27 protein-coding genes are annotated in these 21,238 nt (G+C 52.6%); 19 read left to right on the top strand and 8 right to left on the bottom strand.

Translation table 11 applies throughout. The annotated features are described in order from the left end of the window. Positions 1–37: 37 nt before the first annotated feature. From EDC26_RS05050 to EDC26_RS20075, 10 genes are all read left to right on the top strand, one after another. Positions 38–748 (top strand): hypothetical protein, encoded by a 711-nt coding sequence (locus EDC26_RS05050; protein ID WP_132580198.1) that lies wholly within the window; start codon positions 38–40, stop codon positions 746–748. Beyond that, complete coding sequence (locus tag EDC26_RS05055; protein WP_132580199.1) at positions 745–1,212, top strand: hypothetical protein; 468 nt, start codon at positions 745–747, stop codon at positions 1,210–1,212. The genes EDC26_RS05050 and EDC26_RS05055 overlap by 4 nt, the downstream gene beginning before the upstream one ends. Positions 1,213–1,214: 2 nt before the next feature. Continuing rightward, positions 1,215–1,511 carry a hypothetical protein gene (locus EDC26_RS05060; protein WP_132580200.1) on the top strand — a complete coding sequence of 99 codons (297 nt, stop codon included), beginning with the start codon at positions 1,215–1,217 and terminating at the stop codon, positions 1,509–1,511. 99 nt (positions 1,512–1,610) lie between these two features. Next, on the top strand, positions 1,611–2,183 hold the full coding sequence (locus EDC26_RS05065) for a hypothetical protein (protein WP_132580201.1): 573 nt from the start codon (positions 1,611–1,613) through the stop codon (positions 2,181–2,183). Positions 2,184–2,278: 95 nt separating this feature from the next. Then, on the top strand, positions 2,279–2,500 hold the full coding sequence (locus EDC26_RS20545) for a helix-turn-helix transcriptional regulator (RefSeq protein ID WP_132580202.1): 222 nt from the start codon (positions 2,279–2,281) through the stop codon (positions 2,498–2,500). 2 nt (positions 2,501–2,502) lie between these two features. Then, entirely contained in the window at positions 2,503–3,186 is a 684-nt protein-coding gene (locus EDC26_RS05075; RefSeq protein ID WP_132580203.1) for a Rha family transcriptional regulator, read from the top strand. Further along, positions 3,183–3,440 carry a helix-turn-helix domain-containing protein gene (locus tag EDC26_RS05080; protein ID WP_132580204.1) on the top strand — a complete coding sequence of 86 codons (258 nt, stop codon included), beginning with the start codon at positions 3,183–3,185 and terminating at the stop codon, positions 3,438–3,440. Before EDC26_RS05075 ends, EDC26_RS05080 begins: the two co-directional genes overlap by 4 nt. Positions 3,441–4,024: 584 nt before the next feature. Further along, positions 4,025–4,462 carry a hypothetical protein gene (locus EDC26_RS05090; protein ID WP_132580206.1) on the top strand — a complete coding sequence of 146 codons (438 nt, stop codon included), beginning with the start codon at positions 4,025–4,027 and terminating at the stop codon, positions 4,460–4,462. Next, positions 4,459–4,788: a hypothetical protein gene (locus EDC26_RS05095; RefSeq protein WP_132580207.1), complete on the top strand. Its 330-nt coding sequence runs from the start codon at positions 4,459–4,461 to the stop codon at positions 4,786–4,788. The genes EDC26_RS05090 and EDC26_RS05095 overlap by 4 nt, the downstream gene beginning before the upstream one ends. 51 nt (positions 4,789–4,839) lie before the next feature. After that, the gene (locus tag EDC26_RS20075) at positions 4,840–5,622 is read left to right on the top strand and encodes a hypothetical protein (protein WP_165930914.1); all 783 of its coding nucleotides are present in this window, start codon (positions 4,840–4,842) and stop codon (positions 5,620–5,622) included. A 436-nt stretch (positions 5,623–6,058) separates the two neighbouring features. Here EDC26_RS20075 and EDC26_RS05105 read toward each other — a convergent pair whose 3' ends face one another. Continuing rightward, the gene (locus tag EDC26_RS05105) at positions 6,059–6,322 is read right to left on the bottom strand and encodes an Arc family DNA-binding protein (RefSeq protein ID WP_132580209.1); all 264 of its coding nucleotides are present in this window, start codon (positions 6,320–6,322) and stop codon (positions 6,059–6,061) included. Positions 6,323–6,434: 112 nt separating this feature from the next. Here EDC26_RS05105 and EDC26_RS05110 point away from each other — a divergent pair, with 112 nt between their 5' ends. Genes EDC26_RS05110 through EDC26_RS05135 form a run of 5 tightly spaced genes read left to right on the top strand, consistent with a single transcriptional unit; the run spans position 6,435 to position 11,882 of the window. Next, the gene (locus tag EDC26_RS05110; protein ID WP_132580210.1) at positions 6,435–6,623 is read left to right on the top strand and encodes an Arc family DNA-binding protein; all 189 of its coding nucleotides are present in this window, start codon (positions 6,435–6,437) and stop codon (positions 6,621–6,623) included. Positions 6,624–6,653: 30 nt separating this feature from the next. After that, the gene (locus EDC26_RS20080) at positions 6,654–7,631 is read left to right on the top strand and encodes a hypothetical protein (RefSeq protein ID WP_165930915.1); all 978 of its coding nucleotides are present in this window, start codon (positions 6,654–6,656) and stop codon (positions 7,629–7,631) included. A 9-nt stretch (positions 7,632–7,640) separates the two neighbouring features. Beyond that, a complete protein-coding gene (locus EDC26_RS05125) occupies positions 7,641–7,937 on the top strand; it encodes a hypothetical protein (RefSeq protein WP_132580212.1) in 297 nt (98 codons plus the stop codon). Positions 7,938–7,976: 39 nt separating this feature from the next. After that, positions 7,977–9,380 carry a hypothetical protein gene (locus EDC26_RS05130; protein WP_132580213.1) on the top strand — a complete coding sequence of 468 codons (1,404 nt, stop codon included), beginning with the start codon at positions 7,977–7,979 and terminating at the stop codon, positions 9,378–9,380. Then, positions 9,381–11,882: a glycoside hydrolase family 73 protein gene (locus EDC26_RS05135; RefSeq protein ID WP_132580214.1), complete on the top strand. Its 2,502-nt coding sequence runs from the start codon at positions 9,381–9,383 to the stop codon at positions 11,880–11,882. Here the strand turns inward: EDC26_RS05135 and EDC26_RS05140 are convergent. Then, positions 11,879–12,094 carry a hypothetical protein gene (locus EDC26_RS05140; protein ID WP_132580215.1) on the bottom strand — a complete coding sequence of 72 codons (216 nt, stop codon included), beginning with the start codon at positions 12,092–12,094 and terminating at the stop codon, positions 11,879–11,881. The genes EDC26_RS05135 and EDC26_RS05140 overlap by 4 nt on opposite strands. Before the next feature lie 99 nt (positions 12,095–12,193). Continuing rightward, positions 12,194–12,586, bottom strand: coding sequence for a hypothetical protein (locus EDC26_RS05145; protein WP_132580216.1), 393 nt, complete (start codon positions 12,584–12,586; stop codon positions 12,194–12,196). Positions 12,587–13,590: 1,004 nt separating this feature from the next. Here EDC26_RS05145 and EDC26_RS05150 point away from each other — a divergent pair. Together EDC26_RS05150 and EDC26_RS05155 are read left to right on the top strand one after the other, a co-directional pair. Beyond that, positions 13,591–13,860, top strand: coding sequence for a BrnT family toxin (locus EDC26_RS05150; RefSeq protein WP_132580217.1), 270 nt, complete (start codon positions 13,591–13,593; stop codon positions 13,858–13,860). Then, on the top strand, positions 13,844–14,116 hold the full coding sequence (locus EDC26_RS05155) for a BrnA antitoxin family protein (RefSeq protein ID WP_132580218.1): 273 nt from the start codon (positions 13,844–13,846) through the stop codon (positions 14,114–14,116). Before EDC26_RS05150 ends, EDC26_RS05155 begins: the two co-directional genes overlap by 17 nt. Positions 14,117–14,249: 133 nt before the next feature. On the opposite strand, the gene EDC26_RS05160 is transcribed toward EDC26_RS05155, so the two are convergent. The 5 genes from EDC26_RS05160 to EDC26_RS05180 form a co-directional block, all read right to left on the bottom strand. Further along, the gene (locus tag EDC26_RS05160) at positions 14,250–14,513 is read right to left on the bottom strand and encodes a hypothetical protein (RefSeq protein ID WP_132580219.1); all 264 of its coding nucleotides are present in this window, start codon (positions 14,511–14,513) and stop codon (positions 14,250–14,252) included. A 13-nt stretch (positions 14,514–14,526) separates the two neighbouring features. Continuing rightward, positions 14,527–15,069 carry a toxin-antitoxin system HicB family antitoxin gene (locus EDC26_RS05165; protein WP_132580220.1) on the bottom strand — a complete coding sequence of 181 codons (543 nt, stop codon included), beginning with the start codon at positions 15,067–15,069 and terminating at the stop codon, positions 14,527–14,529. A 927-nt stretch (positions 15,070–15,996) separates the two neighbouring features. Next, positions 15,997–17,133: a Fic family protein gene (locus EDC26_RS05170; protein WP_132580221.1), complete on the bottom strand. Its 1,137-nt coding sequence runs from the start codon at positions 17,131–17,133 to the stop codon at positions 15,997–15,999. A gap of 414 nt (positions 17,134–17,547) precedes the next feature. Continuing rightward, the gene (locus EDC26_RS05175; protein WP_132580222.1) at positions 17,548–18,120 is read right to left on the bottom strand and encodes a DUF2569 family protein; all 573 of its coding nucleotides are present in this window, start codon (positions 18,118–18,120) and stop codon (positions 17,548–17,550) included. Between the two features lie 87 nt (positions 18,121–18,207). Further along, entirely contained in the window at positions 18,208–18,555 is a 348-nt protein-coding gene (locus EDC26_RS05180) for a hypothetical protein (protein WP_132580223.1), read from the bottom strand. A gap of 184 nt (positions 18,556–18,739) precedes the next feature. Here EDC26_RS05180 and prpF point away from each other — a divergent pair, with 184 nt between their 5' ends. Further along, positions 18,740–19,912: a 2-methylaconitate cis-trans isomerase PrpF gene (gene prpF / locus EDC26_RS05185; protein ID WP_132580224.1), complete on the top strand. Its 1,173-nt coding sequence runs from the start codon at positions 18,740–18,742 to the stop codon at positions 19,910–19,912. 78 nt (positions 19,913–19,990) lie between these two features. After that, positions 19,991–21,232 (top strand): hydantoinase/carbamoylase family amidase, encoded by a 1,242-nt coding sequence (locus EDC26_RS05190; RefSeq protein ID WP_132580225.1) that lies wholly within the window; start codon positions 19,991–19,993, stop codon positions 21,230–21,232. The last annotated feature ends 6 nt before the right edge of the window (positions 21,233–21,238 follow it).

The following is a 21,238-nucleotide window of genomic DNA, read 5'->3' on the forward strand; positions in this document are numbered from 1 at the left end:
CCCCTGACCACAACCAACCTATTCGAGAGGTTCAATTATGGCTGTCACCGATCTTACCGTAGTCGCGCGTAGCGATATAGCGGGGCGCCCGCTCCCAGAGGTTTTCAATTCGGGATCGAGGCGTAAAAAGCTCAACATACACAGTATGCGCCTAGCTGACTGGCTGGGTGTTTCGCGGTCCGTCATGGAGTCCGAGATTCATTGCATGACATGGTATTCGGAGCGCAAATGGTTGCTGGAGAACTGTCAGCACGCCAACGGTTCGATAAGGCTAAACCCCGTACTCGGAACGTACCACGAAGAGAAAAATTATTGGCTCGGCCATAAGTTCGCCATTAGAGTCTGCAAGCGGTTTGATCCTGCTGCTGTCCCTGAGTTGCAACAGGCGTTTGCTGATCACCTGCGGTTTTTGGCATTGCCGAAACTATCGATTGATATTGATTACGATCATGGTCATATTTGCTACCAGATTGAGAACGCCCTGTACCATGATCTCGAGTATATCTACAACGCTGTCGCCTTTGATCTTATAAATGATGCTGAAAAATACGAGAGACAGTTTACGAAACCCGATGGGGTGGGAAGGGGGCTTGCTGTCAGCATGAGCTGCGGCTCTAAGCCCATGCTGGATATCCGCATTTTTAATGCTAAGAATTTTGTTGAACATAAGGATCGAGCTCTTTTGCAGATTAAGAGACTTATTGAGCATGCAGTTTCTACCTATCACCTAGATGGGATGGCGGCATGAATATCGAACTCCAAACACAGGCGGCAGTAAATGCATATCCGCAAATTGGTGGGGCATGCGTCGACGACGCGATCTCAATAGGCATCGAATGCGGCATGCAAGAGCCCATCGCTGTAGTAATCAGGATCAAACCGGCCTTGCTGATTGATTACGACCTCTGCGCAAACAAAGAGGATATGTTTTGGCACACGTCAGCCGCATTGCAGCGGGCGCGCGTGGATGAGCGCAAGCGGAGAAGCACGGAGCGAAGCCGACTTAATGGCGAGTTTACAAACCCGGGTATTGCGATGTCGAGCGACCTTACAGACGATTGCGAACTATGCGTCGAGATTGATCCGCACGGTGTCTCAATGGCATACCTACGGAACGTATGGGATAGGGTTTTTTCTGAGTTGAGAAATCGGCTTTCGGCGCAAAGGCAGTACATGGCCGAAACCGGGCACTATGTTCCTGAGGAGGCATAATCATGACTTCCGAAAAACTGGCTATCGACCCTTCCCTTGCTGCGGTATTCGGTACCAGCGACGCCCTGAATCAAGCGCTCGCGTGTGTTAGAGCCGCCATGCTCGCAATAAACGATTGCGTCGAACTGAAATTCGATCACTTCGCGTTGCTCAAACGCGCCGAGGACATTATTGAATATCGCCGCGACATCATGGATGAAGTCGAGTCTACTTTGCGGTGTCCTCAAAACCAACCTGTGGGCATAAAAGACGGTTACCGGGCTGCGAACGCTTGGTCTGCTGGCGTAGCTACAACTTAACCCCTTACGCCGCGCCTAGCTCGACGGAACGAAAACCGGGCACCTTCCCCGGCTGGCGCGGCACCTGATTTTGAAGGGCGTGACGAAGGTAGCGCGACTATGACAAAAAAAATTCATAACCTGCATTTCCAGAGCGAAGAGAAGCGCAAACCGCTATCTCTCGCTGCGGCGCTTCGAAATGATGGAAGCCTGGGCGACCTCCTGGAAGAATACGCAGAGGAAGATCAAGTCAAGCTGCTGTTGCTTTGTCAGCACTACGGTATCAAAGCTGGCACTGCCATGTTCTACGAATTATCGCTCGCGTTAGCGCGTGAGATTTACCCGGAACCCAAGAAGCGCGGGCGCAAATCGAAATGGACGTACTTAAATAAGGGGGCTCTGGTAGTTGAGGTTGAACGCCTTGTAAAACCCGATGACTCGTTACATGGGGTGGAATGGGCTTGCGGTGTGCTTGCTAAGCGCGATCCTTGGGCGTCGTTTCTTGAAGCGAAGGAGAGCGACGGCTTCGCGACTGACCCGGCGGAAGCTCTGCGGCAAGTCTACTTCAAGTTTCGCCGCGACAGGTGGGCGACTGTTTCTCGCAGTGCCTTTAAACAGTGTGAGCATACGGACGCGATGCCCGTATGGGACAAATGGGTTTGCGACTTCGTGAGAAAACCGCATCCGAAATAAATCACGGGTAATTTGTAGGTAGCAGCGTGAATTATTTTGTGAAAGATTTTCTCACGCCCAAGGTACGTTCATGTTCACTCACATGAAGGTACAACATGCCTCACCAAACCACACAAAACGATGATCGGTTGGTTACCGACCGAGAAGTAGCGCAACTTCTTAGCGCATCGCGTAGCTGGCCTTGGAAGCTCAGCAGCGAAGGCAAATTTCCCCAGCCCATACGTTTGTCGTCACGGTGCACCCGCTGGCGTCTATCAGACGTTCGCATTTGGATGGCTGACCCTCAAGCTTGGCAACGCGCTCATGGAGGGGAATAACCATGCAAAAGAAAAACCCCACCAACATCGTCAGCAGGGCCGGTATTCGTTTGAGCGCGAATGGTTCACAGTCTATCACCTTGGCCGGAAATAGCGAGCCTCGCGTTGATAGCCGGCTAATAGCTCAGCATCTCGGCTTACAGCATAAAAGCGTATTCAACCTGGTACGCGATTATGCTGCGGATTTTCGGGAGTTCGACCAACTGAGATTTGAAAACTCACTTGGTAAACGCCAGCAAGGGGGCGGCAATCCAGAACGCTACGCCTTACTGACGGAAGATCAAGCCTACCTGCTCTTGAGCTACAGCCGCAATACCAAGCGAGTGCGCGAGTTGAAGGTGAATCTCGTCAAAGCCTTCCGTGAAGCCCGCCAAGGCATCGATATTACCCAAACCGAGTACCTGCCCACCTACAAGGCGCTGCATGATGGCTTTCATGAGTTGGCCGCCCATTCCAGCAATGAGCGCCTGGTGCATATCAACGTCAATAAGCTGATCAATAAGACAGTCGGCATCGGCCCGGGCGAACGGCAGCATTTGCCGGTACCGCATAAATCCCTTCTGGTGGCGGCGCAGTTCATGGCGGCCAGGGCGATAAATGGCGCATCCGACCATCGAGACGGTTACGCCCGCGCTAAGCAGGCTTTAGCCACGCTTCAAGTGCCTGCCCTGGGGAGTGCACTATGACGATCAATTCTCGTTCCACTAGCGCCGGCAGCCAGCGTGCCCGGATACTGGAAGCGCTGGCGCTGCGCCCCCATACCTCGTATGAACTTCGCCGCTTGGGCTGCTATCAATGTCCGACCCGCGTTTTGGAGCTGCGGCGGATGGGGTACGACATCCAAACCCAACGGGTAAGCATTTGGGATACGGAAGGATATCGCCATCACGGCATCGCGTTGTACTCGTTGGCAGAAGCGCATGGCCAACGGACGCAGTAAGCGCGACTCAGGGCGCGATGCGGGCGGCTTTTCGGCCATCCCCTGGGCTGTGCTCGATAGTCCCGCTTACACCCGTTTAAGCCATCCAGCCAAGGCGTTGCTGATGGAATTTGCCCGGCAGTTCGTCCGAGATAACAACGGGCGGCTACTCGCCTCCCGCGTGTATTTGGCTACACGGGGCTGGAAAAGCGCCGACATGATTACCAAGGCAAAGCGTGAACTGATCGAGGCGGGATTCATTTTCGAGACGGTGAAAGGCCATCGGCCCAACAAAGCCAGTTGGTACGCCGTGACGTGGCAAGCCCTCGACAGGATCCAGGGTTATGACCCGGGGGCGTCTGGTGCGTTTGAACGTGGCGCATACCGAAAAGGCATTCCCCTTAAAAACGCATCCCTTATCCCGCCACACGGTACAGAGAGGGCTCCTATAGTACCGCCACACGGTATAGAGAGTCGGCCCACTGTACCGTGTGGCGGTACTATCCGGCCCGTTTTAGGCGCTTCCTCTGTACCGCCACACGGACACCATCTAGATAAGCCATCTATACACGCAATTCAAACCACACATTAAAGGACAACCGAATATGAAAGACAGCTTCTCAGACCTGAAAATCGAGCTGATAGAGGATGGCATCGGCGACGGCCTCATCGTGTTAGAACAAGACAGCAGCGACAACATTGGCAGCATAACTATCCACCCCGTCCACCTTCGCTATATGGCGGAAAAGTTCGGACTGGTTCAAACGAGCGATCCGCAGGCCCAAAAGACCATCGCCACCTTGACGCGGCGCCTGTGCCTGCTGCGCGACCGTATCGACCATCTGGCCGACTGGCTGGCGACATATTCAGACTCCAGGCACGCCGACCTGACCTATGAACAGACCTACGCCTGGGCGACGGCGGAAATGGCCGACGAATTTTGCGAGGATTTCCCGGAACAGGGGACTGAGGCATCGGGCAAGCCTTCTCCTGCCGCTATTGCTGGTCAGAGGCAATTGGCGATTAATGCGGATGCGAAATGACGAATAGCCCCTACGAAGTGCCGAACAGTCCTTACGAGGGTCTTGTGAAAAATGCTTATCTGTGGATTCTTTGTGGCGAGGATGCATTTGGCAAAGACATCCCGATCCGCACCGGGTTTGTGACGGCTGGGGCCAGCGTGGCTAGCGTTTGGTTAATGGATGGCAAATTGGATGATCGGGAGGAATTAATCGTAGAGAGCTTTAACTCGTTATTACTCCATTTTGGCGATATCTACGACGAAGCTCGAGCACGTGAGTTGTTCGAGCTCGGTTTTAATTTGATTGTTGCGTATGAGCTTCCAGGCCCGAGCGTACCAATTCATTGACGTACGTGTCGTGACTTCGCAGGCATATATAGTTAAACAAGAGGATATTGCATGATGGATGCATTGATAGCGGGCAAGTATTACAGAGCGCCTAAGCAGGGTATTGGCAAGACGGAGAATGCCTGCACCATGGCCGCAGTGAAACTCACATCAAACACGAATGCCAAACCGCGGGAGGTAATGATGGCAACTAAAAAGCCCAAAGCAAACATAACCATTAAAGATGATGGTACGCCCCGTGCTCGGCAAACGGCAAATATTCTATACATCGCTGAATATGCCAGCGCCATAGCCGCCGAACCTTTCACGCGGGGGATTCTTCCGGATGTTCCAATTAACGAAATGGCGTTTCAGGTTAGAGACAGCATCAATAAAGTACAGGCTGGTGACATGTCCAGCATGGAGGCCATGCTTGTAGGGCAGGCGCATGCTTTACAACAGGTATTTATGAATCTCATGCAACGTTCAGGCAAACAGGAACAGTTGAAACAACTCCAGACGTACATGACGATGGGGCTCAAAGCCCAAGCGCAATGCCGTGCCACCATTCAGGCCTTGACCGAGTTGAAGTACCCGCACCAGGTGGTGATTACCAAGCAGGCCAATATTTCGAACGGGCATCAGCAGGTCAATAATGGCGTTGGGCAAAATGCCGCTTCCGCCCCCACGCCCGCAGCAGAAAACGTTATAGAGCAAAACGAACTTTTGGAGCACGGCCATGCAAACACCATACCGCAACGGCTGGACACCCGAGCGCCGCAAGCGGCAAGCCGAGAAGATCCGGCAATGGCAACCCTGGACACGCTCCACGGGAGCCAAGACGCCGGAAGGTAAGGCTGCGTCATCTCGCAACGCGTACAAAGGGGGCGCGTGGCGAGAGCTGCGCCAGGCTGTCAAGGACTTGAACGCCGCCATGAGAGAACAGGCCGCGCTACTCGATAGGCTTTGATGTGGTGGCGGCGTTTCTGTGACTCCGCGTGACGTTGCGTGACACAGAAAACCTGACAAAACCTGAGATTTCCGCTACAGATGTCGCCGGCATGCAAGGTTGAGACAATGCGCAGACGGCAGGAAATCCAACTTTCACGTAGGCCGCCGAGCAAAAGTGCAATGTTGCATCATTGTCCACGGTTTAATGTACCTATTCGGCACTAGTAGATGGCGATTTCGGTACAGGGCGTACCAATATGGTACTAGGGCTGTTTTGGTACACCTGTACCGATTCGGTACTAGAAGTCAGAACGACCTTGGTTGTTTTAATCGATGCAATTTATTTTTGTTTGCTCTGTTTGGTTAAAAGCTCTATGGACGCCTGTATGTTTTCCACTGTTTTTTGCAGGTGATTATGTTTGGCTAACAGGCTATCTATCACCTTTTTTTGTGATTCCCTTTCCCCATCCAAGCTGACATCAAGGCGAGCGATTATCTCGGCGTTCATAGACTTGCCCGTTTGCTCCGATGATTTGAGCAAACGGGCGTGCAGATCGCGCGGAAGTCGCAGGGCGGTTTTGATGTAATCGTCTTGAATAGCCATGAATCGGATTGTATGGGCGAATTAGCCACACTTTCATAATGCCTTCAAATTGAAAGCAATATATAATAAACATATGCCTTCAATTTAAAGGCAATTTGTAGAGGTGTTAAGCGTGGATAAGGAAGTCAAAACGATGGCTCGTATGCCGCGGGATATTCATGAATGGTTTCGGCATTACGCCAAAATGAATAACCGCTCGATGAATCGGCAGCTAATTACGATCCTTCAGGATGTTATGGCGGCACAGCAACCTTGCTCACAAGCTGCGCGAGTTTTTGGTGATCGCCAGGCCCAACGTTAACGAAGTGTATCGAGTTTTAAGGAAAGAACTATGGCCGGCGGAAACGATAGCCCCAGCACAATAACGCAAACGACAAAGAGCGAGCCCAACCCGGCTGTACAAGGGTTTCTCGATCCGTACATGGGTCAAGCCTTGTCGGTGGCGATGACGCCCTACCAAGCCTACTCAGGCCAGCAAATAGCCGGGTTTAACCCGACGCAGCAGGCTGGCTTTGATATGACGACGCAAAATGCCAATCAGGGACAGACGGCCGTCAATGGAGCGCAATCGGCACTTTCGAGGATACTGAGCGGCAATGGCTACACGCCAGGCACTAATCCGATGATGGGCATGAATAACCCGTACCTTCAACAGTCGATTGATGCGGCCTCGGGTGATGTGACGCGCAACTACAACAACACGGTGGCTCCGACGACCGACGCCACTTTTGCACGGGCCGGAGCTTTTGGCGGCTCGGCGTGGCAAAACGCGCAGTCGAACAACCAACATCAACTCACGACTGATCTGGGCAATATCTCCAACAATGCGCGCATGGCCGATTACACCAATCAGCAGCAGTTGCAGGAAGCCAATCTGAATCGACAAACCCAAGCCGCGCAAACGGGCGTTCAACAACGACTGGCGGCGGCGGGGATGATTCCAGGGCTTAATCAGGCGGGCTATGCGAACGCCAGCGCGCTCTTGGGTATCGGCGCCACGCAACAGCAGCAACAGCAAAACGAATTGACGCAGGCCTATCAGAATTGGCTGGCGCAGAAACAAGCCCCCTATCAGAGCCTCTCGACCATGCAAAACGCGATTGGCTCGATTATGGGCGCGGGCGGGACGAACACCGCTACTGCGCCTAATCCGAATCAATCGAATCCGCTGGCAACGGGCCTGGGTATGGCATCGAGTGCGGCAGGGTTGCTTGGAAATCTTGGGAGCCTTGGGGGATTAGCAGGCGATGGTCTTGGGTTAAGTGGCATTGGCATAGTGCCAGCATCCTTAATGGCTGGCATCTTGTAAGGAATCATCATGAACGGGCTTTTAAATTACTCCCCTTACCAAGCCCAATCTTTCGGTCAGGCCCCCATAAGTTCCAATCTAGGATTCAGCTCATTTGGTGCAAGGCAGCCTGCCGCCCAGGCTCCTCTGAGCAATTATGCGCAGCTCTATCAGAACTGGGTCAATTCAAAGCTTGCGCCATACCAACAACAGTACGGGCAGCCACAACAAGCGCAGCCCGATCCGATGCAGCAGCTTCAACAGCAAATCTTGCAGATGCAGCAACAAATGCAGCTGCAAAACCCGCCTGAGCGGCAAACAAACTAGGGACGATCATGGACTTCTCGCAATTATTTGGAGCACAAAATGGGACTACTTGACACACTGTCTGCACAAACGCCTCAAGGCGACGCCTTGCGTCAAGGGCTTTTGGGTATGGGCGCGGGGCTGCTTTCTGGCAGCAGGGGAAGTTATGGCGCCTTTGCGCCTGCCTTGGGTAACGGCATTGCTGGGTTTCAGGACGCGCAGATGAAAACGCAACAACTTGGCATGATGCAAAGATACCGTGAGGCAATGGCAGCACAGGCTATGCAAAACGTTTCTAAATCCAGGGCCCTGCAGAACTTTCTTACGTCACGATTTGGCGGTGCAACTCCGGCCGCTAGCGCTGTAGCTTCTCCCGTGGCTGTGGGTGGGGGGTTATTGTCCAGTGGCGCATCGCCTGCGATGAATAGCACATTGCCATTGACAGGCATCACGTCGCATGCAAATTCGTTTCCTCTGGATCTTAATGACGTAACGATGATCAAAGCTTTGGGTGGCCCAGACCTGTTCAACCAGTATAAATACGCTACAGACGGCGTGGAGCAAAAGAGCGGCAGCTACTACAAAGACCCAATGACCGGCCAGGTTAAGTATTACCCGGCGGTTGACAAAGGGATCACAATGGTCGATGGCAACGCGCAAGCCGTACCGGGCTACGCGACGGCCAATGCCGCTATTCAAGGTAGTCAGACAGACGCACAAGAGGCGGCAAAAGCTCGGCACACCGTCGTGTCGGTGCCCACAGCGGGCGGCGGCTCGGTCATGCTGCCCCAAGACCAAGCTGTCGATAGGCTCCGCTCTCCTATCCCACCTGTCTCTTTGGGTGGCAATGGTGCTTCCGGTGGTTTTGGAGTGCAGCAAAGCCCCGCCGATGCCGCGTATGCGCAGTCTATTGCAAAAGGCGCTGCCGCACAGTACAACTCAGTCCAAACCGCGGCGCAAAACGCCTCCGGTCAGATTGCCAGTTACCAGCGCCTGGGTTCGCTTTTGGATGGCTATCAGGGCGGCAGCTTATCAAATGTTGGGGTTCAGGCTGGAAAGCTGGCTAACTCTCTTGGGTGGCATGATTTCGATCCAAAGTTGCCGGACAAAGAAGCGGCTATGGCGATTGGCAATCAGCTTGCTTTGCAGTTGCGAAGCACGGGAACAGGCAGTGGTATGCCGGGATCGATGTCCGATGCGGACAGAAATTTCTTAGTTGCATCCACTCCGAACCTTGCGCAAACCGATGAGGGTCGCAAGAAGCTCATTGATTACCAGACCAAAGTACTTAAACGCCAGCAGGATGTCGGCACGATGGCGCGTAAATGGCAGGCCCAATATGGACGGCTTGATGCTCGAGACGCGCAGGGGAATGATTTTCAGACGAGTCTTCAATCTTGGGCGGATAAAAACCCTTTGTTTAGTTCCGGTAAAAGCAATTTTTCGACTCTTTGGGGTGGATAAATGGCTAATCCATTAGATTTCGTTACGCAGTACGGCCCCGTGGCGGCGCAGGTTGGTCAACGTCTTGGGGTAGACCCTCGTATCGTGTTAGGGCAATGGGGTCTTGAAACCGGCTGGGGAAACTCTGTTATCCCCGGAACAAACAACCTCGGCAATATCAAGGATGTGTCGGGCGGCGGTGTAAGTGCGGTAGACAATATGACGGGCTCCAACGACAGTTATCGCCGGTTCGATTCTCCGCAGGACTTTGGTAATCATTATGCTGATCTGATTGCAAGGAAATACCCCGCGGCTCTCATGGCGGGTCGAAATGCCTCGGCCTTTGCAACGGCGCTCAAACAAGGTGGGTATGCCGAAGATCCCGACTATGTAAACAAGCTGACGGGTGCCGCTATAACCGTTGCAAAACAACCAAGGATCATGGATAGGATTTCGAATCTGTTGGTTCCCGCTGCACAAGCCGACACGCTGGGCTCGATCTTCCCGTCAAGCGCAAATCGGCCCGCGTCTGTGAACGCCACCGCGTGGAAGGATGTTATTGCTAAACCTGAATATAAGGCTTTGTCGCCCGAGGATAAGGCTGCGGCGCAGGAACAATACTTCAATGACGTTGTTTCTCCCCAGGTACCAAAAGAATTAATCAATGACGCTCATAACCAGTTTTTAAATCAATACCCAACACAACCGAAGCAAGACAACAGCCTTACCGATTCCGTCGCTCGACAGGTTGGCCTAACCGCACGCGGCGCCATCCAAGGTATTACTGCAATACCAGAGATGGTCTGGAATGGCCTAACTGGAGTGCCCAATCAGTACGCGGGCACGAACATACCCAAAGCGAATATTACGCCTGCCCTGGACGCCATCGGCTTGCCTAAGCCGAACCGCCCTACGGAACAATTTGCCCAAAAGGTTGTTGGCGCCATGGTTCCAACGGCTGGTATTGCGAAAGCGGCTGAAATGATTGGTTCTGGCTTAACGGGCGCTGTTGGTAAAGGCGTTGCAGATATCTTGAGTGCGGCACCGACGATGCAGACGATTTCAGCAGGGATTGGCGCGGGCGCGGGCGATATTGCCGAGCAGAAGGGCGCTGATCCGCTATTGCAGGAGACAGCAAGGCTTGCCGGGGGTTTCTCACCGGCCGCGCTTCGTGCATCGGGTGGCGCAGTGGTAAGGGGTCTGTTGCGTGGGACCAGCCCCGAAACTATGCAGGCGAATATTCAGGCGTTCAACCAGGCAGGTACGACGCCTACCATTGGACAGGCTGCACAGATGCCACGCGCTCAGGCGTTAGAGGGTTTGCTGTCTCGCGTTCCGGGTGGTGCCGGCGTCATGCAACGAAAGGCGATCGACCAGGCCGATGAAATTTCTAATTCGGTAAATGATCTTGCTGCGAGACTGTCCGGCAACGCGGGGGCGGTCAATGCAGGCGAATCGGTATCTAGCGGGTTGCTCGGATTTAAATCTGGTGTAAAGGATTTACAGCGTAATCTCTATGATAGTCTGGATAGCTTTATGCCCAAAGCCACGCCGATTACTGTAGACAGAACCAAAGATGCTCTGACCGCATTAAATGCCGACATTAACGGCGCACCGGCCTTATCGCAGATGTTTAAAAACGGCCGCATTCAGGGCATCGAGGGCGCGCTAGGCTCTGATCTTGCGTTAAGTCCTGGTTCAACCTTGCCATACGAATCGATCAAGAAATTACGCACGCTAGTAGGCAACGAAATCGACAATACGAATTTCGCATCGGATGTACCACGCGACAAATGGTCTGCTCTTTACTCGGCGCTATCCAATGATTTAGGCGATGCGGCGACCAAAGCGGGGCCAGACGCGGCGGCAGCTTGGCAATGGGCCAATCAGTTTACGCATGGCCAGATGGGGCGCCTGGAAGGGCTCTCAAGCGTCATGGGCAAGGATTCGCCTGAAAAGATCTTCCAGGCGGCCATGGCCGGCACCAATGAGGGCGATACGATCCTGAAGCGTGTTGTTTCGGCTATCCCGAAGGAGAACCGCAAAGACTTGGCTGCGACCGTCATCAGTCGAATGGGACGGGCTACCCCTGGAAATCAAAACGACTTGGGTGATGTTTTTTCTACGCAGACATTTTTAACCAACTGGAACAAGCTCTCTCCCGAAGCCAAACAAACTTTATTCGGGCGCATCGGGGACGCGGAAACAATGGGCACGCTAAATAACTTGGCTAATGTCGCTGCGAATATTAAGACAGGTTCGCGGGTGTTTACCAATCCATCGGGCACGGGTTCGACGCTTCTTGGAAGTGGCTTGCTATCGAGCGGAATCTACGCGACGATGTCAGGAAATTGGCCACTACTCGCGGGTGTACTAGCCGTCCCAGGCGCTAGTTACGGTGCGGCTCGGGCGGCTACGGAGCCAAGGCTGCTGAACATGTTGGCGAACCCAACCCGGTTATCGCAAGGTTATTCTGGTGGTCTGTTGGGCTCGGTTCCGATGGGAACACCTGCTGGGAACTAATGAAAAATTGAGAGAAAAGCAGTCTGAATACCTTCCACCAACATATACAAGCCAAAGGCCGCGAATATGACCCAGGCGATGATTTTGAGCAATACACTGCCATCATCATCGTACTGTTCGCTTAGGTCGCCACGCCTCAGGGCTTCTTCTTTGCGATTCATACCACTTGCTCTTATTACTGCATCGTCGAATACGTCCATGATCTTGGACATGGCTTCTCCTTGTGATTACCAGCTTCAGGCAATTTCGGGGTACCTGCTTCTGTTCGGTTTCCAGTTGGAAGCGAGGTAATTTGTGTCGCCCACACTTCTCTATCTACACTTGGTCGCTTTTCCGGTGAACATTTTGGTGCCAGTCATGCCTATAAAAGCTCCATAACCAAAGGTTGACTTGGTATACAGCACAGTACTGGACATGGGGTTAACGAGATAAGTCTCGGCCACAGAAAAATTTGCATTGCTTGCTGCTCCTGCGGCCGCATAGTCATCGCTTTGAGATAGTCCTATGCTATCTCCACTGGCGATGGCCCCGCTCCCTCCAAATATGAGAGTGATGGAATGGCTGAATCCGTCCGTTTCAAGCTTGTAGTCGTGGGACTGGTAGGTTCCTACGCCCTTTAATTTCGTCAACACCCAGCAACTTTTTTCAAAGGCTGCTGCCGAGAAAGACAGGAGCAACAGCAAGAGGAATGCAAGTGTTTTCATTGCCCAAATCCTTACCAGAACGGCTTATCTCTTTTCGTACGCCCCTTTTATATTCTCGCAAGCCTTTCGGGGTTGTTCCCCAACCTCTGATCAGTTAGCATTTTCCACCTTCTGACTCCCATGCCTTGGTTGGTTTCAAATTATAGCTCTCCGGATTTTTGTGGCGGATTTTTTATGCGTTCCGAGCACATGCGGAGAGGGGCACCCGATCAAACCCCGGCAGCAGGTGCCGCCCCGGCAAATACCGCCGCCCACCCCGGCAGCTGCCGCCGTCCCTCCTACGCCGAAAGACATGCTCAAGCAGTCCCAAAGTTGGATCACCCTAGCAGTACCTGATTTGGGACTGTTGATAAAAACGATGTTTTGAGGAAGACCGCTATCTTTGTAGGGGGTAAATGGGTAACGTTGGGGCGGTGGGAGTCGCCGGCGCCGAATAGTTAATTTTCTGGTTTAAAAGCCGCTCTGGAGGCTTTTTTGATACAAGCGATGCATGCCGGTGCTGCACAGAGCGATTTTCTGAACCCGCACCCTTCTGGGGTAGCTTTAATGTTTGTTTCCCCGGCGAAGGTTAAACACAAAATGCTTGGGTAGAATTATCGGATAATCGATAGAATTAAACGAAAGCACTTGACTGCGGAAAAGCAATTTGTAATGGTCGTTATTGGGTGCTATTTGGCAGTTCACTGCGTGCCCTAACGCCTCGTGCCATTACCTGGCCCATTCGTTTTTTGTTTACATTGCCCTGAACGTTTTTAGCGTATTTTCCGTCCCCCGACTGTCGCAAGTGTCGCAAGTGTCGCAACTGTCACTGTCGCAAGTTGGTTCAAATCTGAAAATAGCCAGGTAGGCTAGTCCGAGATTCGTTCACCTGTCCGAGTTTCGGACTAGTCCTGTTTTGGTACACCTGTCCCGATTCGGGACGCCTGTGTCGATGATTTGGTTAGCTTAATTATGTAATCACGGAAATGCCTTGCTTATATTATTAATGTAACTACAATAACTATATGGAAATAACCTTTGACCCGGCCAAAGACAAAGCCAATCAAACAAAGCACGGTGTCTCGCTTGGACTAGCCAATGAGCTGGACTGGACAGAGGTGTTGGCCAAGCCGGACACACGTCGAGACTACGGTGAGCTGCGGGAAATTGGATACGGCGTGATTGATGGCCGGTTGTATTGTGTGGTGTTCACGCAGCGAAATAACCATATGCATGTCATCAGCCTACGCAAGGCGAACAGTAGAGAGGTTCGAGATTATGTCGAGCAAACGTAAATTGATAATGCCTACTCAGGCAGAAGACGCGGCGATCAACGCCGGCATTGCCGCTGACCCAGATACTTACGAATTGAGCCAAGCCGAGTTCAAGCAATTAAAGCGAGTCGGGCGCCCCCGCAGCGAATCGCCCAAGGTGGCGCTGACGGTGCGGTATGACGCGGATATCATCGAAGCGTTCAAGTCAGGGGGCGAAGGGTGGCAGACGCGAATGAATCATGCGCTGCGGGATTGGTTGCGGACTCATCGAGCGTGAGAGGGTCGCTAATTCTGACCCTATTACAGCCAGTCGCAGGACGGGCTATGGGTTGATTTACACATAAAATCCCCTCGCGGAAGGGGCTGGATGGCAAAGAAAACCTGCCGAAGCGGGTAGGGAAATTAAGCGTTTATTCCAATTTTGTGGCGTCTATTATGAGAGCGCTCATCTCAGGTGGAAGTGACGTTTCATCTTCAATACGCGAAAGAACTATATTTTCAACAATAACAGTGGCCGATGGTCTTGCCTCCTTTTTTTGCGGAGTATTTATGTTTCCGACTTGGATGCCCAACCCAACCCCGATTGTCCATTTCCCGGTTTTGATTCCCTCTTTTTTAAGCATTGTGTTGCCCACTTCTTTGAGAGAGAATGTATATTGACTAGCTTCTGCCATAATTTGTCCTTAGCTAATTAACAAGCGGTACGAAAGGCAATTGACGATATATCGGTTCTTTTTGAATTGATGATGTTAAAAAGAGCTCATTCTTAATCAAATGCATTTCATTCACGGTAGTCGCCACTTGTTGAATCATGGGAAACAACGATGTAATGAGGTTCATGTATTTTGGTGCAGCCGCCGCGACACCGATATAGAATCCTCTTCGCAACGAGATTGCCTCAATGATCCACTGGTTCAAGCTTACTGCGTCTTCTTCAGCGCATCTCGCGACCTCGGCATGTATACTTTTGCTCATGCGCAACGTGACCCGCCCGCTATACGGTGCCGGTCCGATGGAGGCAAAAGGGGCGGGAAACTCCTTACCTTGAGATTCTGCGGTTTCGTGCAAAATTTCTAATGCTTCAATCACTTCTTCGTATGCTTCAGTCGACGTCTCTGCATAAGACGAAATATCAGGAATTTCAGCGACGGCGGCATGAAAGCATAGCTCGCCATCTTGGCTGACTCGCTTAACTGATATTGTGTATGCGCCTGAGTCAAAGTTACTCATGACTATTCTCCCGTTGTTCCAGTTCTGGCTGGTTCTCGCTCAAAACTCTTAACAGTTTCTTAATATATGCGATCTTTACCACGTCATTGCGGCCATGTCCGCAATTAAAATTGGTGCCTATAAATCCTCGAAGGGCGCTATGGCTCACAACCTTATGGCCAGGACATTTGCCATTTTTTATTTCAAAGCCTAGATGAGCAAGCCCCGCACAAACCTCCTCGCATCGCAGAGACGAAATACGCATACGCCAGTCTCTCATGATAGTCTCAATGGCATTCATCTATGACACCATATATAGTGTCATGGTTCCGCAGATTAACATAATTGCTCCAGAATCTTCAAGTTTCTTCTTGGAATTAACTAACAACACTGACTTTCTTATTTGTTTCCATCCAAACCCACGTCAAAACGCAGCCTGTCGCTTAATTAGCAGTCCCTTGGGTAGCCAAGGGGATGGCTGTATGCGTTTGTAACGCCATAGGGCAAAAGTAGCAACCTTTCGGCGAATATGGGAAAGTACTCCAGCGGCGGTTTTATGACGGTACTTTTGACGGTATTTATAAAATACGATTTTTCTATACCGTTTATCCATACCGTATTCAAGCCATGGTTCGCCGTCTGCTGGAGACGCCAGATATCAATATACGGACATCTGCAACCTTATACGAAACCCGCATGTTTATTGGCATAGCGGGTTTTTATCGTCTGAAACGGTCTGCATGAATGGATAGTCAATGACATTATATTTGTGGGGGTATATTGAGGGGTATCTAATGGCGTGCTTGTAGGAAGTACCTCCACATGGCGCTCAAAGACATTCAATGCAGGCAGGCGGCCTCCCGCGATAAGCCCTATAAATTGGCCGGCGGGGCGCGGGCCGACAAGGTAGCGCAAGAAAGGCGGTGGTAATCGCTCAGGGGTGCCACCTCATACGCGAACCAGTTTTATTAATGGCTCGAAACCATACAATGCTGGCCGTCGTCCGGCAGGCTCCTCAATAACATTCAGAAGCCCTCTTTCAACTAGCACTCGGGTAAACCGAGCCGCGGTAGCCTGAGGTATTCCACTGGCACGAGTAAATCGGCTATTTCGGAAAACTGGATTCGTAAAAACGAAGTCAAGCGCGGTTACGCTCCATTTTGAGGCAAGGGCCTCACTGAACTTTTGTTTCATCGTTTCGTACAAGGATCGGATGTTCTCAGAAATTTCGAGGTTTCGATAGGCTTGCTTCTCGACCGCTTCAAGAAAAAAAGCGCACCAACCCGTCCAGTCGCCATTTTTTGACACGCCTCTCATCTTATCGATGTACTCGTCTTTATGCTCTTCCATAAAGCCACTGATATAGAAATGCGGTGCGGATATTACTTTCGATCTCCACAGAAGAAGGGTGATGATCATACGTCCTATACGACCGTTTCCGTCTTTGAACGGGTGGAGCGCCTCAAACTCGACATGGGACAGCGCCGCCTTGATCAACGGCACATCTGAGCTATTCTCAATATAGTTGAACAACAAATCCATGCCGTCTTGTAGTTGTTCTGGGTTAATTGGAATAAAAAGAATGTTTTTTTTCACGCGGTCGGCAAGGTAGTTTTGCTCAGTCTTAAACTGTCCTGGAGACTTGGCGGCGCCTCGGCCGAATGACAGCAATGTCTGGTGGGCCATCCTGATCAGTTGCTGGCTTAGAGGCTGTCCAGATTCAATTGCCTGTTGAGAACCCTTCAGCGCCCGTTGATACAGAAAGGTCTCAATAACTTCTGATCTTGCATTGGGTGCATCAACTACTTCGGATTCGAAGTCAGCCTCGTACTTCAATATCTCATCCATCGTACTGACCGTGCCTTCCATTCTCGACGAGATCACCGCTTCCTGATTTCGCAGTGGAGCCAGCAGGATCTCGCTGTTGTGCATATTCTTCAGCATTTGGTCGTACCGAGCCAAAGCTTCAGTGGCACTCACTAGTTGTGGCACTAGCACCGCGTAGTCAATAGATTCTGGGGGGAATTTGCCGTAGTGGTAGCTCACAGCATCGTCGATGTCGAGTCCAGAGACTGTAGCCCGCATAGTTATCACCGCCGTTGTTTGTATTGAAAATTACAGGAAATTTTAACGTCAAACCACGTTGTTATCAAGAAACGCTTAATTTTGATTAACAAAATAGCTTGCATCTCATCTGTTCAACACAAATCTGGTTGTCTCTCAAATCCGACCAAACTTGAGGAACAACTGGCGTTGTCTTCAATCGAATGATGGCAAGAACCGTTGTACATCAAATAAGAAGAGATTTGATATACAACGGTTCTCTGGCAGGGATTTCCATTAAAGGTGCAAACTGGATTGATACTTACGCCAAAACCCATCTAGCGACGCTGCTTTGGGGGTATTTTTAGATATTAATTTTTCTATACCGTTTAGCCATGCAGTATTCAAGCCATAGTTCGCCCTCTGCTGAGGGCGCCCGTCACATGCCGATTCCGTTTATCCAAACACCCCTTCTCTCCCGGAGGCGCTTGCGCCATAGGTGTTCCTGACACGCCTTGACGTCAACAAATAACAAGTCCAGGTTGTAGCAAAGAGGGTGGTGGCCGCCAACGCTGAATAATCCTGCTCCAATATATATTCGCCAAAATATGAATTCGCCATGGCCAACTCTGCGGCGGCGGATACGGGGCCCGCAATCCATAGCACGGCAATCATTGCCTTTATCGTCCACGTTGCCCGGCTCTTGACAAGCAGAAAGGCGCCCGCGGCCAGCAGCAGGGCTTCGCACCATGTCATGCTCATGGCGTAGCGCATGTATTCGTGGTACTTGGGGTTGCCCAACGCCGATGGAACAAGGGTCTCTATTTGTGTCTTTACGCGATAGAGTTCAGCAAGCTCTTGCGCGGCCCAGAAGAGCAGAAAAACCGATAGAACAATAAGCCATCCGCCATAGCCTTTTATGCCGGCTGCACCGCTGTGGCCCTTTTTGCCGGCCGATCTGGACGCTAAAACCCCCACGCCCGCGACAACGATAAAAGCAATAAAGTGCCATGTGTTCCATGTTCCCATTTGATCCTCTTGCGTTATAAGACCGGGTGGTTTGTTTAAATGTGATTCTGTTGATACTGCGATGCCTGCCAAGTGTGGGTGATCGCATCAGTGTAAGCGTGGATAAGTCCCGAATGAACTATTGTCATTCGAACGGGTTCCTGTCGCGGGGGATTCACCGTACGAGCTATTGGGCTGATCCTGGTTGTCCGTGGGCGACCTGCCAAGGTCGTCGCGCTGGCTGTCGCGTTTGTCGGAACCGGAATAGGGTTTGTCGCTGCTGTTGTCCTGGGAGCCGTAGCTGGGCAGCCGGAACGAATCGGGGCTACTCTGCATTGGTGGCTGCTCGTTGCTATCATTACTACCGCCGAAATTTGGCATTCGTAGTTGTCCCAGCGCAGGCAGGGTCATAGTCAGGGCGGCCAGGGCAAGCAGCAGCTTCGTGATAGTTTTCATGTTTCCAGTTCTTTTTGTGGTTTGGGCCGCAATACTTGCCCTTGTTGTGAAGCTTGTGTGTTTGTAATGCCGCGGGGCAAAAGTATCAAGTTTTTAGTGCATGCCAAACCCGTGCAATTATCCGCATAGTGTCTGTTGGCGGCGGCAAAGTCGCCCTCTGCAAATTTACAGGATGAACTCTGTTATGAATTCAGCTCAGCGTCAAGTCGGGATTCCCGCGGTCTATATGCGTGGCGGCAGCAGCAAGGGCGTGTTCTTTCTGTCCGAAGATTTGCCGACTGATCCGCTTGCGCGCGATGCTGTTTTGCTGCGCGTTATCGGCAGCCCCGATCCGTATGAAAAGCAGCTCGATGGCATGGGGGGCGCGACGTCGAGCACCAGCAAAATAGTGGTGGTTGGCAAAAGCCGGCGGCCGGGTTGTGATGTGGAGTATTGGTTCGGGCAGGTAGCCATTGATCGGCCATTGGTGGACTGGAGTGGCAATTGCGGCAATCTGACTTCCGCGGTGGGGCCTTTTGCCATACGTAAGGGTTTGGTCGATGCGCCGCGCGATGGCGTGGCTGTTGTCACTCTTTGGCAGGCGAATGTGCAGAAAAGAATTGTGGCGCATGTGCCGATGCGAGACGGCGAGGTGCAGGAACTGGGCGATTTTGAATTGGATGGCGTAACGTTTCCGGCGGCTGAAATTCGGCTCGAATATCTCGATCTGGGCGCCGACGATAATGTACGGGATGCGGGCGCGGCTATGTTCCCAACAGGAAATACCACGGATGTGCTGTCGGTGCCTGACGTGGGGGAGGTGACGGTCACGCTTATCAATGCAGGTAATCCTGCCGTGTTTATTGCGGCCGAAACGCTGGGCTTAAGCGGCGCCGAGTCACCTGAAGACCTTAATAAGGATGCGGCGCTGCTCGCTCGCTTTGAAGCTATTCGGGCTCATGGCGCCGTGGCGATGGGCTTGGCGGAAAGCGTGGAATATGCCAGCCTTAAACGCCAGCACACGCCCAAAATCGCGTTCTTCGGCAGGCCGGCAAGCTATATGTCCAGTAGTGGCAAACCTGTGCGGGCCGAAGATATCGATTTGTTGGCCCGCATTGTGTCCATGGGTAAGTTGCATCATGCCATGACGGGTACGGGTGCCGTCGCGATTGCAGCCGCCGCCGCTATTCCAGGTACGGTCGTCAACAAGATATTGGGCGACGTAAAGACAAGTATCCGCTTTGGCCATCCGTCCGGCACGTTGGCTGTAGGCGCCTATACGCAGCAGACGGCCGAAGGCTGGTCTGTCAGCAAGGCCGTCATGAGCCGCAGCGCCCGTCGACTAATGGAAGGCAGTGTGCTGATTCCGCAGCCGTGAGGATGCCACTGACGTCTATGATAAGGTAACCGCCGCGATAGCCCGATTGTTTTTCCGGATACGCATGAAGAGAGACTTATGACACCCAAGATAGCCGTAGACCCGGTACTGGTAGAACGCTACATTATGGAATTGGCCCGCTTCGGCGCCGTCGGCGAGAGCGGGGTCAAGCGTACCGTCTATTCCCCGGAATGGGTCGCCGCCACCGATCAGTACGCACGCTGGTGCGATGAGGGAGGTTTACAGGTGCGGCGCGATGCGGTGGGCAATGTCTGGGGCCGCCTTGATGGCTCGGCGCCGGGCGGGTCGATTGCATCCGGGTCGCACATCGATACGCAATTGCCGGGCGGCCGGTACGATGGTGCCTTGGGCGCCCTGGCCGCGCTGATCGCTATTCGTACCCTGAAGGCGCAGTTCGGAACACCCAAACGTTCGCTCGAGGCGGTGGCATTTTGCGAAGAAGAGGGCAGCCGGTTTCCGGCGGCCAATTATTGGGGTTCGCGCGCGGTGACAGGGCGCATTGCCGCGGACGAAGCTTCTACGCTGCGAGACTACGATGGGCAGAGCATGGAGGCCGTCATGCGGGTTGTTGGACTGGATCCGGCGTGTATTGCGCAGGCGGTGCGGCACGACATTGACACGTTCGTCGAACTGCATGTCGAGCAGGGGCCGGTGCTTGAGCATGCGGGTTTGCCTGTGGGTATCGTCACGGGGATTACCGGGCTTCGGCACTATTTGGTCGAGGTGACGGGCGAGGCGAATCACGCGGGGGCGTGCCCCATGGATCTGCGGCATGACCCCATGGCGGGTGCGGCCGAGATGATTTCCGGCCTCTTGAGCACGGCGGAAAATATGGGCCGGCCGGCCGTGACCACTATCGGACGCATGCAGGTGGAGCCGAATTATTCAGCGATCATCCCGCACAAGGTTAGCTTTACGATCGACGCGCGCCATCCCGACCCGGAGTGTCTGGCCGAGCTTTATTCCAGGCACGAGCAATGGTTGCGTGTCGTTGCCGACCGTCGCAGCTTGCAGTTGCGCTGGACCGTACTGGCAGAGCATGCAACCTGCGCCTGCGATATGGACACCGTGCATTTGCTGGAAGCCGTCGCCCGTGAGCAGGGGACGGCCTGTATGCTCATGCATAGCGGCGCGGGCCACGATTCTCAGGTCATGGCCCATATCGCCAAAATGGCGATGATTTTCGTGCAAAGCCGTGCGGGCCGCAGCCATACGCCGGAAGAATTCACATCGATCGAGCATGCGGTGATGGGCATTAATGTTTTGGCCGCCGGCATGTACCGAATGGCGTATTTGTAGGTGTTC

It is taken from the genome of Paralcaligenes ureilyticus, from assembly GCF_004346225.1.
GTDB classification, from domain to species: Bacteria; Pseudomonadota; Gammaproteobacteria; order Burkholderiales; family Burkholderiaceae_B; genus Paralcaligenes; species Paralcaligenes ureilyticus.